The following is a 15,728-nucleotide window of genomic DNA, read 5'->3' as shown; positions in this document are numbered from 1 at the left end:
ATAAATTGTATGAAAAATAGTATATTATTCGGTTGTTTCTTGTTACTGTGCTTGTTTTCAGGTTGTTTTGAAGACGAGGGAAATTATGATTACAAGGAACTCAATGGTCCGAATTGGCTGATCGATGTAAATTCATCTTTTATTCGGATGACAGGTTACGAGGGTAGAATAATTAAATTCACGGGACGTAATTATTTTAAATGGGATACGGATTCCGCTTTGCATGAAGCCAATGTTCGTTACGAATGGAAGTTGAGAGATAAGGTATTCGGAAGAGAAGCCGATTTTGAAATCGAGACCGATTCGTTAATAAAATTTCTTGAATTGGAGAATCCATTTAATGAAGACGGACATAGTGGAACATTCAATATTATCGATCAAACAACTGGAATTTCCTTTATGTCAAAGTTTTATCTTAAAATTAAAGCACGTTTCTCGGAAGGGAATTGGTTGGTTCTGTCTGAAAGCGGGAATACTTCCAAGTTATCTTACGTGGAACGGAAATCGCGATACGGGCCTTCCGGGGCAATAGAGGTGTTTTATGAACTTACGGATGATGTTTTTAAAACCATAAACGGTGAAGATATTCCCGGGAAGCCCATCACCTTAGCGAAAGCTATGGCTAAGAATGTAGGAAGTCTTGGCTCTACGACGATTATGACGGATAAGGTTGCTTATGTGATCAATAATGAAACTATGGTAAAGGTAAGTGAGCTAAAGGACGAGTTTTTGAGTGGCACTCCTGAAAATTTAAACGTGGTGGATCGGCACGATTGTGAGAATTATACTTTTATTACTACTCGAGACGGGAGAATATTCCGGAGAATCATGTCCGAAAATTATTTGGGAGGAAAGTTTATATCGGAACCTTATAGTATTGACGACAGGGGGTATAACGTGTTGACTTTCGGTCATACCAAAAGTAACTTAGAAGATGTTCCTTGTTACGATGAACAGAATAGACGTGTATTAAAAATTACTTTTAAAACGGAAATTATATATGATCCGGACCGTCAATATATCACGACAAATGCGATCGTACCGGTAACGAAGGGAGTTGGAAATAAGGATAATATTCCTCCCGTTTGGGAAATGCCGGAAGGAACGGAGGTATTGTATTTGACAAGGTATAATACGTTGGATTTTAATCGTGAATGGTATACTATATTTTATAATGCTTCAGATGGGAAAACGTATACGGGAGATTTTGCCCTCTCTGTTGAGAATGTATGTTTGGAAGTGGAAGGAGAAAATGTCAAACTTTTTCCCGGGGGAAGCTTAGATAAAAGTTCGTTGTTTTTAACCAGTGCCGATAATCGTGGACCTCAAAAAACAGTGATGTATACAAAAGGCAATGAAATTCGTTATGTAGATCGAAATGAAAATAAGGATTATCTCTTTTTGCAATGTGCTTCAAAAGTAACCTATATCGGTTATCCGATTCTTTATTCTGTCGATGCTTACAAAAAGTTGGTGATCGGCCTCGAAGACGGGACTCTTTTGTTTTATGAATTAAATCCGAGTAACATGCAAATGCCTCCTAAATTATTATCGAGTCTGAATGTAGGCGGAAAGATTGTATCGGCAAAAGAGTTAGGACATATTTATAACGGTGATGCTTATTAAATGGATGTTCGTTTATAAATTAAAATCTATTGTATGGAAGAATCGATTGTAAAAGTAGAAAATTTGTCTCATCGTTACACGATCCAGTGGGCTGTGCGGGATATCAATTTCGAGATTACCCGGAACGGTATTTACGGTTTGCTCGGCTCCAACGGGGCCGGCAAATCGACCACGATGAATATCATGTGCGGTGTCTTGCGTCCGACGGAAGGAAACGTTTATATCAAGGGCGTGAGTATCCGGGAGAACCCTGTAGAGGCGAAACGCCATATCGGCTTTTTGCCCCAGACGCCGCCCTTGCACCCGGATTTGACGGTGACGGAGTACCTGGAGTATTGCGCGGGCTTGCGTCATGTCCCGGACAGCGAGATATCGACGGCCGTGAAGGAGGTTATGGGCAAGTGCGGGATCAGTCATTTCGACAAACGTTTGATCCGTAATCTCTCTGGCGGTTACCAGCAACGCGTGGGTATAGCGCAGGCCATCATCCACAACCCCGAGTTCGTTGTTTTGGACGAGCCGACGAACGGTCTGGACCCGAACCAGATCGTGGAGATCCGTCACCTGATCAAGGAGATCGCGGAGGATCGCACCGTTGTGTTGTCGACGCATATCTTGTCAGAAGTTCAGGCGACTTGCGACTACATCCGTATGATCGAGCAGGGTAACCTTGTTTTCGCCGGAACGGTGGACGAGTTCGATAATTACATCATCCCGAACACGTTGGTAGTGACGCTGGTCGCCGCCCCGCCGGTAGAGGAGTTGCGTTCTATCCCTGGCGTGAGTGGAGTGGAAGAGCTGGGAGGGATGAAGTATCGTCTTCAGTACACGGATTTCCAGGAGGTTACGGAGCGACTCGTTGAGACGAGTGTCTCCCGGGGATGGAGATTGACGGAGGTTTACCAGGAGAAGAGTTCCTTGGATGCCGTTTTCGCCGAATTATCAAAGAAATAATTTTAAAACACGTTTACAATGAAGACAATATTCAAGATAGCGAAAGCGGAATTACAAACGTTGTTCTACTCGCCGATCGCGTGGTTGATCCTGATCATCTTTACCTTTCAATGCAGCATGATCTTCTCCGGTTCAATTGAAAATTTTGTTCGTAACGAATCTTTAGGTTATGGAAACTGGGCTCTAACCATGGGGCTTTTTGGGGGTATGCGAGGTCTGTTCTCATCCGTTCAATCTTACCTTTACCTTTACATCCCGTTGTTGACGATGGGTTTGATGAGCCGGGAGCTGGGTAGCGGGTCGATCAAATTGCTTTACTCCTCGCCGGTAACAAACGCGCAGATCATCCTCGGTAAATTTGTTTCCATGATGGTTTACGCGTTGGCCTTGATCGGTATTATGACGGTATACACGATTTATGCGGCTTGTGTGGTGAAAGATTTCGATTTCCCCGTGGTTCTTTCGGGCATGCTTGGCTTGTACCTTTTGATTTGCGCTTACGCGGCGATCGGTTTGTTCATGTCGAGCTTGACCTCTTACCAGATCGTTGCCGCTGTCGGCACGTTGGCTACGTTGGCGGCTTTGTCTTACGTGAAAGGTCTGTGGCAGGAGATCGATTTCGTTCGCGATATCACGTTCTGGCTGGCGATTTCCGGCCGTGCCGGAGAGTTTGTCCGGGGATTGATTTGTTCGGAAGACCTTCTTTACTTCCTGATCGTGATCGTTTTATTCCTGTGGATGTCCATCATACGTTTACAGTCTCGTCGCCAGAAGGTTTCCTGGATGGTAACGTGGGGCAAATACGTTGGAGTTTGGGCGGTGGCGCTGTTTATCGGTTACCTCTCTTCTCGTCCTGCTTTGATGTCGTTTTACGATGCCACCCGGACAAAGACGAACACGTTAACTCCTAACAGCCAGGAAATCGTCTCCCGTATGAAAAATAGATTGAAAATAACCACGTATGTAAATATTTTGGATCGATATTCTTGGATCGGTTTACCCTCTTACCGGAATTGGGATTTGAGGAATTTCCGTCAATATTTACGTTTCAAGCCGGATATAGAGATGGAATATGTTTACTATTACGATTCCGTTAACTTCGACGAGTTAAATAAGCGATTCCCGAACACGACGATGGGGGAGAAAGCCAGGAAGATGATAGAGATCTACGATTTGGATTCCAATAAGATATTGAAACCGGAAGAAATTCATAAAATGATCGATCTATCCGGGGAAAAGAATCGTTTCGTTCGTTTGTTAGAGCGGGAGAACGGTCAAAAGACTTTCTTGCGGGTATATGATGATAACCAGATTTTCCCCGGGGAGACGGAGATTTCTGCCGCTTTCAAACGCATGGTGATGAAATTGCCGAAAGTGGGTTTCCTGACGGGGCATGGCGAGCGTCACACGGAACGGGAAGGCGATCGAGATTACAGCATGTTTACGCGAGACAAGCCTTTCCGTCACTCTTTAATCAACCAGGGTTTCGATTTCGAGAGCGTGACGCTCGACAAGGAGGTACCTGCAGACGTGAACATTCTGGTTATCGCCGAGATGCGTCAACCGATGACGGAAACGGAGAAAACGAACTTCGACAAGTATGTGGTGCGGGGTGGTAACCTGTTTATTGTCGGAGAACCGAAACGCCAGGAGGTAATGAATCCGGTGATCGGCTCGTTTGGCGTACGATTCATGCCGGGAGTTCTCGTACGTCCGACGGAAAACTTCGAGGCCGACTTGATCGTTGCCACGCCGACGAAAGAGGCTACCGATTTCTCTTATGTTTACAAACGTATGAAAGCCTGGGGATATGTAGCCACAATGCCGGGTGCCGCCGGTTTGGATTACGTGACGGACAAGGGTTTCGAGGTAACCCCGTTGTTTGTCAGCGACACGATCGATTGCTGGAACGAGTTGCAGACGACGAACTTTGTTGACGACACGGCCCGTTTCGATCCTTCCGCGGGAGAGATCCGGAAAACCTTCGTGACGGGTTTGGCTTTGATTCGTAAGATAGGTGACAAGGAGCAGAAAATTATGATCTTCGGTGATGCCGATTGCGTGAGTAACGGCGAATTCAGCCGAAGTCGGAAAGGTATTAAAGCTTCCAACTACATGATTATACAAGGAGCCTTCTTCTGGTTATCGGATGAAGAGGTGCCCATCGACGTGCGTCGTCCTCCTGTCCCCGATGATAAAATATACGTCGGGGAGACAGGAGCGTATATCAATAAAATTGCTTTCATGGGAGTATTCCCTTTCGTCTTACTTTTCTTTGCTCTATTTATCTGGATCAGGAGAAGAGGAAGATAAATGTCCGGCCTGTTTCGACCCAGGGAACGCGAGGATGATCGCGAGTGATACTATAAGGGGAACGAATACGATTCGCTCCCCTTAATTGTGCATGGAAAAGATTATCGCTACTTTTACGATAATCGATTGAAAAATGCTTGCTTTTCTTTTGGAAAACTTTCCGGAAAGTAATTCATATTTGCAAAAATTTAAATACTATGGCAACAGTAAAGGTTAAATTACGCAATTCAACGGTCGCAGGAAAAGCCGGAACGGTTTATTATCAATTATCCCACAGGGGGAAAAGTCAGCAAATTACAACTCGGATACATCTGTTTCCTGACGAATGGAATTCGAATACCGGGCAGGTAATCTCTTCTATTAGAAATGTGGTTCCGATACAAAAACAGATAGATAATGGTCTGATACACTTGAAACATATTGTCAGACTTCTCGATCGTCAGGGAAGAACATACACGGTAAATGATATTGTCAGACGTTATAAAACCGCTAACAGTCCAGTGTCCGTACTGGCTTTCATGCAAATGCAAATCGAATTTTTGCAACGTTGCAATCGCTGGGGAACGGCAAAAAATTATGAACGCACGAGGAATAGTTTTTCTTCGTTTCTCGCCAATATGGATCTGCCTTTTGTGGCTATGACCGAGGAGCTCATCGACGATTACAGTATTTTTCTTGTAAGGCGCGGGATAGTCCGCAACTCCATCTCTTTTTACATGCGTGTTTTGCGGGCGATTTATAACAAGGCGGTCCGGCAACGTATAGTCGAGCAGACCTACCCGTTTCAAAATGTCTATACCGGCGTGGACCAGACGCGTAAACGTGCGGTCGATGAACAAATCATACGCCGGCTTCATAAACTCGATCTGTCGCGGAATGCGGCATTGGCATTTGCCCGTGATCTTTTTATATTCAGTTACTGTACGAGAGGTATGGCGTTTGTGGATATCGCCTACTTGCGTAAATCGGATATTCAGAACGATATGATTTGTTATACGCGACACAAGACCGGGCAACTGCTTTGTATTCGGCTTGAACCCAGTATTCGGACTATTATCGGCCGATACGAGAAAGCGACTGAAAATTCGCCCTATGTTTTCCCAATCCTGACGACTGACGATAGGTCAGTAGCTTACAGACAATACTTGGCTGCATTAAATAATCATAATCGCCTGCTTCATAAATTGTCCGGATTATTATTGGCGGGATGTAAAATCACTTCATACACCTCCCGGCATAGTTGGGCGACTGCCGCTCGCAATTGCAATGTTCCGATATCGGTTATCAGTGCGGGATTGGGACATACGTCCGAGCGAACGACTCAGATTTATTTGACAATGTTGGAAAATTCCATCATAGATTCCGTGAATCAGGGTATTATAGAGATGTTGGATCAGTAGATCTCTATGCAAGAAACATGATATATTACTCGCAAAAATAAAATATTTTCGTCATTGAATCAAAGAAATTACAGCATCTTTTAACTAAAAAAAAACTATCCGATTGTGTAGAATGCTATATAATAGTATTTTATATACAATGTTAAAAAATCGAGATTTAATCATTTAATGTTAATAATAAATAAAATTTAAGATAGGATTATGAATCTGGAGAAATAAAAAATTATAAAATATATAAAAATCAAATCACGTCTTTTATTATTGTTCTAATAATCAAATATTTAATCTACATAAAGATTTCTTGCATAGAGATCTGCAATTTGTTGTAGCGTATGTTGTCGTAGATAGAATATAGATATGAGAAAATGAAGATGAAAGTCGAAATTAGAACAATTCTGTTTTTATGCATGGCACTCGGAAGTCTATGTGCCAAAAGTCAGAATGTGGCGGTTAAAACGAATCTGCTTTATGATATTGCCGCTTATACTGTGAATGCAGGTGTAGAGGTGGGACTTGCTTCCCGTTGGACCTTGGATGTATCTGCCAACTACAATGGCTGGACACTTTCGCATGAGCGAAAGTGGAAACACTGGCTCGTTCAGCCGGAGGCCCGTTATTGGTTTTGTGACCGATTTGCCGGGCATTTCATTGGAGTACATGCTTTGGGCGGTCAGTATAATATAGGAAGCTTGAAGAATAGTATTTCTTTTCTTGGTACTGATTTTTCGAATCTTTCCGATCGACGTTATCAGGGATGGTTCGTCGGTGCGGGTATTGCTTACGGTTACGCGTGGATACTGGGTAAACACTGGAACTTGGAAGCAGAGTTGGGAATAGGTTATATTTATACTCGTTATGACAGTTATCCTTGCGCTACCTGCGGAAAGAGACTTGCGAAGAATAAGTCGCATAATTATGTCGGTCCCACGAAGGCCGCGGTCAATCTGGTATATACGTTTTAATTCATGGGGTTATGGTTGTGAATAAAATAATGAAAATACTTTGCAGCGGCCTGTTGCTTCTGTTTTGTATAATGGAAGCCGGCGCTCAGACGATTATGAATGGAAAGGTAACGGTATCGAATCTTGCTGTTTCTCGTACGGGGGACAAATTATTCGTTTCGATGGATATCGATGTTTCGGCTTTGGAAATGAAAAGCAATCGGGAAGTGATATTCACGCCGTTATTAGCCGTAGAGAGAGACAGTTTGCGTCTTTCTTCGGTAGTGGTCGCCGGTCGTAACCGTTACTACTATCACTTGCGTAACGGTTTTTCTTCGGAGGATATGGCACTTTATCGTTGCGGAGAAGTTTCGGTTATCGAATATCGTACGGTGATACCCTACGAAAAGTGGATGTCTGCGGCGATGCTTACGATGGAGGAGGGAGAGTGTGGATGTCAATGCGAAGTATTGATGGAAAACGGCGAATTGCTTACCTCGTTAAATCTCGAGCCGGAAAAATTCAAACCGGAGTTTGTCTATATACCTCCGAGGGCAGAAATTAAGATGCGGGAGGAGAAGGGTTCTGCCTATATCGATTTTCCCGTGAACCGGACGGAAATCCATGAAAATTACCGGAATAACCCGGCGGAGTTACAGAAGATCAGAAGCACGATAGATGCCGTACGGAATGATCCGGATATGTGGATTACCGCAATCCGTATCAAGGGGTATGCTTCGCCGGAAGGTTCCTATGCCAACAACACTCGTTTGGCCAAGGGGCGTACGGAAACGCTGATGAGATACGTACAAGGGTTGTATGATTTTGCCGATACGCTCTTGTCGACCGCTTATGAGCCGGAAGATTGGGCAGGATTGGCCCGGTACGTGGAAAGTTCCGACTTGACCAATCGGCAAGGTATTCTGGAACTGATTCGAAGCAATATGGATGCGGATGTCAAAGAAAATAAAATCAAGTTGACTTATCCGGCGGATTATCGTTTTTTGCTGGAAAACGTCTATCCCGGTTTGCGGCATTCCGATTATACGGTGGAATATGTCGTGCGTCCGTACGCGAATGTTGACGAGATAAGAAGTCTTTTGGCTACCACTCCTCAGAAATTGAGTCTTCAGGAGATGTTCCTCGTTACGCGGGAAATGGAGCCGGGTAGTGAAGAGTTTAACGAGGTATTCGAAATTGCGGTGCGGATGTATCCTACCGATTCGACGGCAAACCTTAATGCAGCCAATACGGCGATGGCTATGGGGGATTTGAAAAAGGCAGAGCGTTATCTCCGTAAGGCAGGTAATACGGCAGAGAGTGTATATGCCCGGGGAGTTTATGCTGCGCTCGCGGGCGATTACGATGCGGCAGAGAAATTTTTCGTTGAAGCCGGAGAGAAAGGTATTGTGAAGGCTGAAACGATGTTAAAACAAATCGAAAAACTGAAAAACGAATCGAGTCAAAAACAACCTCAGCATGATAATAATAAAGCAAATGAAACATTGGAGTAAAATTTTAGCTGTTTTTTTCATAGCCGGATTAATAGCTGGCTGTCACAGCGAAGAGAAAATTCCCGACGAATGGCCTGATGATAAAGGAGAGCGGGAGATGTTGTATATGAATGTTAACGTGGCATTGCCGACCAAGACATTGGCGCGCAGTACGACGGGGAATACCGGTCAGGAGGTGGGCCAGGATTATGAGAATCATGTGGCTTCCATTCTTCTGGTGTTGGCCGATACGAAAGATAAATACGTGACACATGGTATCGTAGGCGGACTTCCGGCACAACCCGGAACCCGGGCTACTGTAACCGCTACCGCGGCAATCAGTCGAACAGGTATCCAAAAATTGTATGATAACAACGGAAATTTAAAGGATCCGGGCAACAATAAAGTTCACGTGTATGTATTTTGTAATCCCACGCAGGACCTGATAGACGAGTTGTCCGACATGGAAGAAGGCCATGAAGCAGATTGGGCGAACAAGGTTTGCCGTGTGTTGCAGAATGATATCGAGGGTAGCGACAAGAATACCACCATTTGGTCTAACGGGTTGTTTCTGATGTCTAATGCGGGAAAGGCCGAGCGGTTGATTCCCAATACGTTCCAGGAGTGGGTGGAGGCATATGCTACCGAAGCGAATCCCTTTAATCTGAGTGGGGATAACGGTGGAAATTACGATAATGCTACGAACGATAGAGGAGCGATCGATGTGGAACGTTCCGTGGCGCGTTTTGATTTCAGGGACGGGAGTGGTACCGGAAAGAATACGTACAACATCGGAAGGACGCCCGAAGGAAAGGAAGACGACGGCTTGCAAGTACAGTTGATCCGCATGGGTTTGGTCAATATGAGCAAAGAGTTTTATTACTTGAGGCGTGTGTCTGCGGACGGGAAGGGAGAGAATGCGGTAATCGGCGGCAAGGAAACCGCTTCCAATTACGTTGTAGATACGGATGCAGAGTTCAAACAAAATGATTTGAACACATCTGAAGTAATCAGTAAACTGAAAGATCATTTTAATTTTCGACTGTTTAACAACGATGGCCGTATTGATGCCAGTACACGCAGGCAATGGGACAATTACTGGATCGACGATGTGATTAAGGGACGTGAAGACAATGACGAAGGCTGGACGCCGGAAGCAGGAACTTCGGTCGTGAAGGACTATCGTATCTGGCGCTATGTGACGGAGAATACGATTCCGGGGAATGACGACCACCAGAAAAACGGCATTTCGACGGGGATCGTTTTTAAAGGGAAGCTACTTGCCGGAACCAATCTTGAAACGACGAATGAGCAGCTTTATAAGGCTATCCGGGGCGAATATACTTTGCCTGAAGGTATAAAGGGATACACGTATAACGTGGAAGGCAGCAATGCCGTTTACCCCATTTTGTATACTTTCCAAAATCAGATATACGTGGGATGGAACACCGGGGTGAAAGTTGCAGCACAACAGGCGGCTCCGGGACATCCGCTCCATTCGGCAGCGAGGATCGGCGAGGAGAGCGGGCCGGATAAATTATACCAGCAGCTGATAGAGATTTGGGATGAGGGCAAAGGGGATGTGCAAAAAACGGAGGAAGCGCTTGCCGCTTTCCGTAAGGCAGCAACCGAAGCCGGTTTCACTCTTTATCAGGCAAGCAATGATGCGGAGATGGATAAGGACAATCATGCCGGAGTAGGATACTATTTCTACTATTATTACTGGAACCGTCATAATGACAATGGTTTTCCCGGTACGATGGGGACAATGGAATTCGGCGTGGTACGCAATAACGTGTATAAACTGGCAGTAACGGGTATCAGTAAGCTGGGGCATCCCCGTATTACAAGTAACGATCCCGACCCCGTGGATCCCGACGATCCGGATGAAAGCGGTGAGGTATACCTGACGGTGTCGGTGGAAGTGTTGCCTTGGACCGTACGTGTCAATAATATCGAATTTTAAAAATGAAAAATAACAGACAGTTTATAATATCACGCTTCATCGGCATGGTGCAGAGCGTTATGTTGGCAACGGCCTTACTTTCGTGCGAACGTATTTATGAAGACCTCGAACCTTGTCAGCATGGTGTGTCTCTGCGATTCGTGTACGATTATAATATGGAGTATGCCAACGCATTTCCGAAAAAGGTGGATTGTCTGACATTGCTTGTGTACGATGGGGAAGGCCGTTACGTGACGAAGCGGGTTGTGACGGGGACCGAGTTACGGGATGAGGCATACCGGATGACCTTGGACTTGGAGGAGGGAGATTACCGTTTCGTGGCGTACGGGGGATTAGCCTGTGAGAAAAGTTCTTTTGAGATGGTATCGGAGCCGGACAAAAGGGCTGTATATGACGATTTGCAGGTAGTGATGGACAGGGAGTGTCTCACGGTGGCCGGAAAAAAGAGGCTGCATGATATGTACTGGGGAGAATTGAGTTTACGGACGGCTGATTCCTACCGGGAAGGTGTGGTGGAGATGATGAAGAATACGAATAACATCAGGATTGTTCTGCAACAAACCAATGGCGATCCGGTAAACGATAAGGATTTCGAATTCGAAATTACGGATGACAATACACTTTTCGGTGTAAATAACGATTTGATCGACAACGGAGTGGTGAGGTATACCCCCTGGGCGCAGGGACAAGCGTCAACGGGGGTGATCGAGGGGGGAAAAGAGGCGATAGTGGCCTACGCGGAGTTTTCGACATCGCGGTTGATGACGAAAAATGCTCCCCGGTTGGTCATCAAAAGGAAGAAGGATGGAACGGAGATTATCGATATCCCTCTCAATAATTACCTGTTGTTATTGAAAAGTGAACTTTATGCCGAGATGGATCCACAGGAGTTTCTCGACCGGGAGAGCGAATGGTCGTTGATTTTTTTCCTTCGCTCGGATTATTCCTGGCTCAGGACTTATATCAAAGTTAATGACTGGACCGTGAGACTCAACGAAACAGAGTTATGAAAATAATAAAATTGTTGGCATATATCATACCGTTTCTCATGTGCCTTATTTTCATGGGATGTAGTCGCGAAGGGATAGAAGAGACACGGGAGGGAGAAGACACGTTGGTAAATCTGGAAATCGACGTGGCTTTATCCGACGTACCGGTACGGATGCGAAACAGCGAGCCGGCGTCGAACGAAAACGAGAAGATGAAAACGTTGCGCATCGTCGTGGTGCGTCCCGACAATACGGTGGAAGCCAACCGTTTGCTGGAACTCTCATCGGCTGTCGAGACATACGGGAACGTTTTGTTCAAGGTGGTTGGCAAAGAGACCAAACGGATCTATCTTTTTGTCAATGAAGAGACGATGATTCCAACGAAGGAGACCGGGGTATTCCGCAAACTGCTGAAGGAGGATCTTTCGGCGATTTATGTCGGATTGCCCTTTCCGGAGGACAGGTTGGGGGGATTGACGATACAGTTAGACAATAATTCGGAGCAGATTCTCGGACCATTACCCATGAGCGAATGCCACAAGGTAGAGGTTGCGGACAGTGATGCCTATTGTAGGCTTTACGTAACACGGGCTGCCGTTAAATTCTCTTTCCGTATAATCAATCGTACCGGTAGCGATAGAGTATTCACCGGATTGAGTATCGACAAGATGGCTCGCCGGGAGTATTACCTGCCGAAAGATACAAAATATAACGAAAACAAGGAAATTATCGAATATGCCGTTCCCACGATAGGGAGTAACGAGTATTACACGTTTGAACGGAAGGAGAATATAAAATTACCTGTTGGACAGGAGATCACGTTGGACCCGATCTATTTGTTGGAAGGTAAATATACCGATCCGGGCGGAGATCCGAGAAATTACCGGATGTCCATCTCTTTGGACAAGGGGGCGGTGTTGAGCGATTATTTTCCCGATTTGTCATGCCTGCCGCGCAACACGCATGTGGTAGTAAAGATCATTATCAATGACAATCAGGTAAATTGGCAGGTCGATCTCGAACCCTACGGGGAGGTGGTCCTTGAGCCGGATTTCGGATTGTAACAAAGGAAGTATTTAAGAATATGAAACGCAATATCTTATATGGTATTTTGTACATTTTAATCATCGGACTGGCAGCTTGTACCGATGATTTGATAGATGGAGAAGATGAATTTGTGCCGAAGGGTGAAAGTTCCTTAATGGCTACCGTGGAGTTTAAACCGTTGGCTGCGGCTTTGACCGAGAAAGCTAAGACCGCTGGCAATACCATTAAAAGTATTGAAAATCTTTGCGTGCTATTGTATGATTTGGAAGGGAAGTTGATAGAGCGGCGTCTGCTTGCATCCGGACAATTTTCCGTACAAAACGAAAACAGAGAGGGAATCAATATCGCCGAGAGTTCAACGCCCCGGGCCGTGTTTAAATTGACGATACCCTATGGGCGCTATTATATCTATGTCGCTGCCAACATGGGGGATCTCGGTTCTTATGCAGAGAAAATCCAAACGATAGACGGCCTTAAAAGTATCTCTTTTGATTGGCAAAACAAGGTGGCCGAAAATAACCAGATGTTCGGTCATTTTACCGAGGAAGATGAAATTCATGATGAGGCACCCGTGTTGACTGTCAATAAAAAAAATATGCGGCTACATGCATGGATACGCCGTGCGGCTTCGAAAGTGACGGTTGCTTACGACGGTACGAACCTTGAAGAAGGGGTTTTTATCTACATTAAATCTGTGCAGATCAGAGATATTCCCGCTCGTTGTTTCCTTGGACAGAAAAATACTCCCGTTAAAACGGACGAACTCATTCGCGAAGGCGAAACGATAACATATGCCGATCCTAAGAATCAGCCTTACGACGAGACTTGGCCGGTACGTGTCACCAAGGGAAAACCGAAGCACGGAAGCGATCATTCCGAAACTGCCGATGCGCTTTTCTTTTATGAAAACATGCAGGGAGAAGGGAAAAGTAAGCGTCAGGATGCAAACGAGAAAGGAGTGATTGCCTATCCTAACGGGAATCAGGAGGGAGCCGACGGATACAAAGATAATAAGCCTTACGGCACTTATATCGAAGTTCGGGCTTACTATCGTTCCATTAATGAAAAAAGATTGGGAAACGGGGATATCGTGTATCGTTTCATGCTTGGCAAGGATACGGATAAGGACTATGATGCGGAGCGTAATCATCATTATAAATTAACATTGAAATTCAATCATTTTGCTAACGATGTGGATTGGCATATTGATTACGAAGAGGAGATACCGAGTATCCAGGTACCGGAGCCTTATTACATTTCCTATCTCTATAATCACTCCATGCTGTTACCCGTTAAAGTCAACGGCGGTCCTCATGAAGTGAGAGAATTATCGGCCAAAATCGATACGAACGCGTGGGCTCCTTATAATGCTCCCCGTTTCGATTACTGGAGAAATATGGATCCGGAGGTGACTACGAGTGCCCCTTTAAATCCGTGGAACGGCTTCTTGTCTCTCCGCAGGACAACGCAGACCATTCTTGAAGAATCGAAAGTCACATCGAACGAGATGTATTATAAAAACACCAAACGAGGAGAACGGGTGTACAAAGAGGTAACGACAGGCGTGTACGGGTCGGATACGGAGGACGGCCGGTATTACGTGGTGAAAGAACCCGAGGAAAATACGGTGACTTACCGGCTTCCCATGTATACTCGCGCTAAGCAGATGATTGTTAAAACGGGTTACACGGGTAATAATCCCTATGTCGCTTACCAGCGTAAAGCGGTGGTAACGTTCACGGCAACGTTGTCTAACGGAAAAAAAATCGTAAAGCCGGCCACGGTTATGCAGGTACGTCGTGTAGTGAATCCGAAGGGAATATGGCGTAAACACGATAACAAGCGGCCGTTCCACGTCGTGTTGAAACGACTGCCGATGGAAAATGCCACGGAATTTCAAACTTTTACTTCAGAAGGAGCGTGGAAGGCTTATATCGTGCGGGGGGATAAACAAACCATCACTTTAGCAAAAGATACGGTGAAGGGCAGCACGGGTACTCCCATCGATTTTCAAATTTATTTTAACGGTTGTGATGAACATGAATCCCGTTGTGCGGTGATTCGAGTGGAGTATCATAACTACAGTTGTTACCATCTGATTTTTGCCCGTCAGGGGTACGCTCCCTTGGCGCTGATAGAGAATGGCAGGAAATGGCATTCGTTTAATATGCGTACGGCCACGCAAGAAGCGGAAGCTCCCACGGAAGAAGGTTCGCTGTTTAAATTCGGAAACTGGGAGCAACCGATCGACGCTACTAATAATAAAAACGATAAGCCGGTTTGGATTGACGTATCCGAAAGTGATTTCAAAGATCATAAGGATACTCCATTTCTTATTGCCGGGACAGATACAACTTGCCTTTGGAGCGAAATAACCTCAAAGAATCATTTCGGGAGTTTTTCCGATCCTACTGTAAACGGGAAGAAAGTATCCGTGGCAACTTATAAAGATTATAATGATTTGTGGGATAGCGACGACATTGAACAAGGTTTTGGCGTACTTTACGGGGATGAAGCTACCGAGACCCTCTCTAAGATAGGGGAGGTTTATGGTTATCAATATAATACGAATCCGAAGTTCGGCATGCGCGGGGTTTTCGTGTACAACAAGTCGGAAACGTCAAAAGAGTACGGCGGCAGAAACGTGTTTTTTCCCTTGGGAGCTTCCGGGTACGGCCATCGGAAAGACGGGAATAAAGAGAATGGAAAAGTAGCGGTACTCAGATATGCTGCGGGGCGAAGTGCTCCCTTTCCTACGCCTGATAACAATCCTCTTTTCTACGATCTTTATATGCGACCGGGAGCTATATATTGGTTAAAACAGAAAGAGGACAATGGAAGAGATGCTGATGCTATTGCCTGGGATTTTAATTATTTTACCTTCGATTTCAATTTGATAAGCAGCACCAATATTTTCAACGGTAAAGAGAGGGTGAATACCAGCGATGCATGTTTTATACGTTGTGTGGAATAGGCGACAGGACTGTCGAATTTATAAC

At 45.2% G+C, this 15,728-nt stretch carries 10 protein-coding genes; all 10 read left to right on the top strand.

Annotated elements, in window-relative coordinates:
- Positions 1-9: 9 nt before the first annotated feature.
- The 10 genes from BN3283_RS07360 to BN3283_RS07315 all read left to right on the top strand — a co-directional run bounded on the left by BN3283_RS07360 (position 10) and on the right by BN3283_RS07315 (position 15,703).
- A complete protein-coding gene (locus BN3283_RS07360; RefSeq protein WP_059026220.1) occupies positions 10-1,626 on the top strand; it encodes a PKD-like family lipoprotein in 1,617 nt (538 codons plus the stop codon).
- Between the two features lie 33 nt (positions 1,627-1,659).
- The gene (locus BN3283_RS07355; RefSeq protein WP_059026219.1) at positions 1,660-2,580 is read left to right on the top strand and encodes an ABC transporter ATP-binding protein; all 921 of its coding nucleotides are present in this window, start codon (positions 1,660-1,662) and stop codon (positions 2,578-2,580) included.
- Positions 2,581-2,598: 18 nt separating this feature from the next.
- A complete protein-coding gene (locus BN3283_RS07350) occupies positions 2,599-4,893 on the top strand; it encodes a Gldg family protein (protein ID WP_059026218.1) in 2,295 nt (764 codons plus the stop codon).
- Positions 4,894-5,090: 197 nt separating this feature from the next.
- Positions 5,091-6,293 carry a site-specific integrase gene (locus tag BN3283_RS07345; protein WP_059026217.1) on the top strand — a complete coding sequence of 401 codons (1,203 nt, stop codon included), beginning with the start codon at positions 5,091-5,093 and terminating at the stop codon, positions 6,291-6,293.
- Positions 6,294-6,664: 371 nt separating this feature from the next.
- Positions 6,665-7,255, top strand: coding sequence for a DUF3575 domain-containing protein (locus BN3283_RS07340; protein WP_059027204.1), 591 nt, complete (start codon positions 6,665-6,667; stop codon positions 7,253-7,255).
- Between the two features lie 26 nt (positions 7,256-7,281).
- A complete protein-coding gene (locus BN3283_RS07335) occupies positions 7,282-8,748 on the top strand; it encodes a DUF3868 domain-containing protein (protein WP_082667126.1) in 1,467 nt (488 codons plus the stop codon).
- Positions 8,732-10,693: an Mfa1 family fimbria major subunit gene (locus BN3283_RS07330; RefSeq protein WP_286137583.1), complete on the top strand. Its 1,962-nt coding sequence runs from the start codon at positions 8,732-8,734 to the stop codon at positions 10,691-10,693. The genes BN3283_RS07335 and BN3283_RS07330 overlap by 17 nt, the downstream gene beginning before the upstream one ends.
- A gap of 2 nt (positions 10,694-10,695) precedes the next feature.
- Positions 10,696-11,703: a FimB/Mfa2 family fimbrial subunit gene (locus BN3283_RS07325; protein ID WP_041503575.1), complete on the top strand. Its 1,008-nt coding sequence runs from the start codon at positions 10,696-10,698 to the stop codon at positions 11,701-11,703.
- Positions 11,700-12,746: a hypothetical protein gene (locus BN3283_RS07320; protein WP_059026215.1), complete on the top strand. Its 1,047-nt coding sequence runs from the start codon at positions 11,700-11,702 to the stop codon at positions 12,744-12,746. Before BN3283_RS07325 ends, BN3283_RS07320 begins: the two co-directional genes overlap by 4 nt.
- A gap of 20 nt (positions 12,747-12,766) precedes the next feature.
- Positions 12,767-15,703 carry a DUF4906 domain-containing protein gene (locus tag BN3283_RS07315; RefSeq protein WP_059026214.1) on the top strand — a complete coding sequence of 979 codons (2,937 nt, stop codon included), beginning with the start codon at positions 12,767-12,769 and terminating at the stop codon, positions 15,701-15,703.
- Positions 15,704-15,728: the final 25 nt, after the last annotated feature.

The sequence above is a fragment of the Gabonibacter massiliensis genome (genome assembly GCA_001487125.1).
GTDB lineage: Bacteria > Bacteroidota > Bacteroidia > Bacteroidales > Marinifilaceae > Gabonibacter > Gabonibacter massiliensis.
This window is presented reverse-complemented; position numbering and strand designations above follow the sequence as displayed.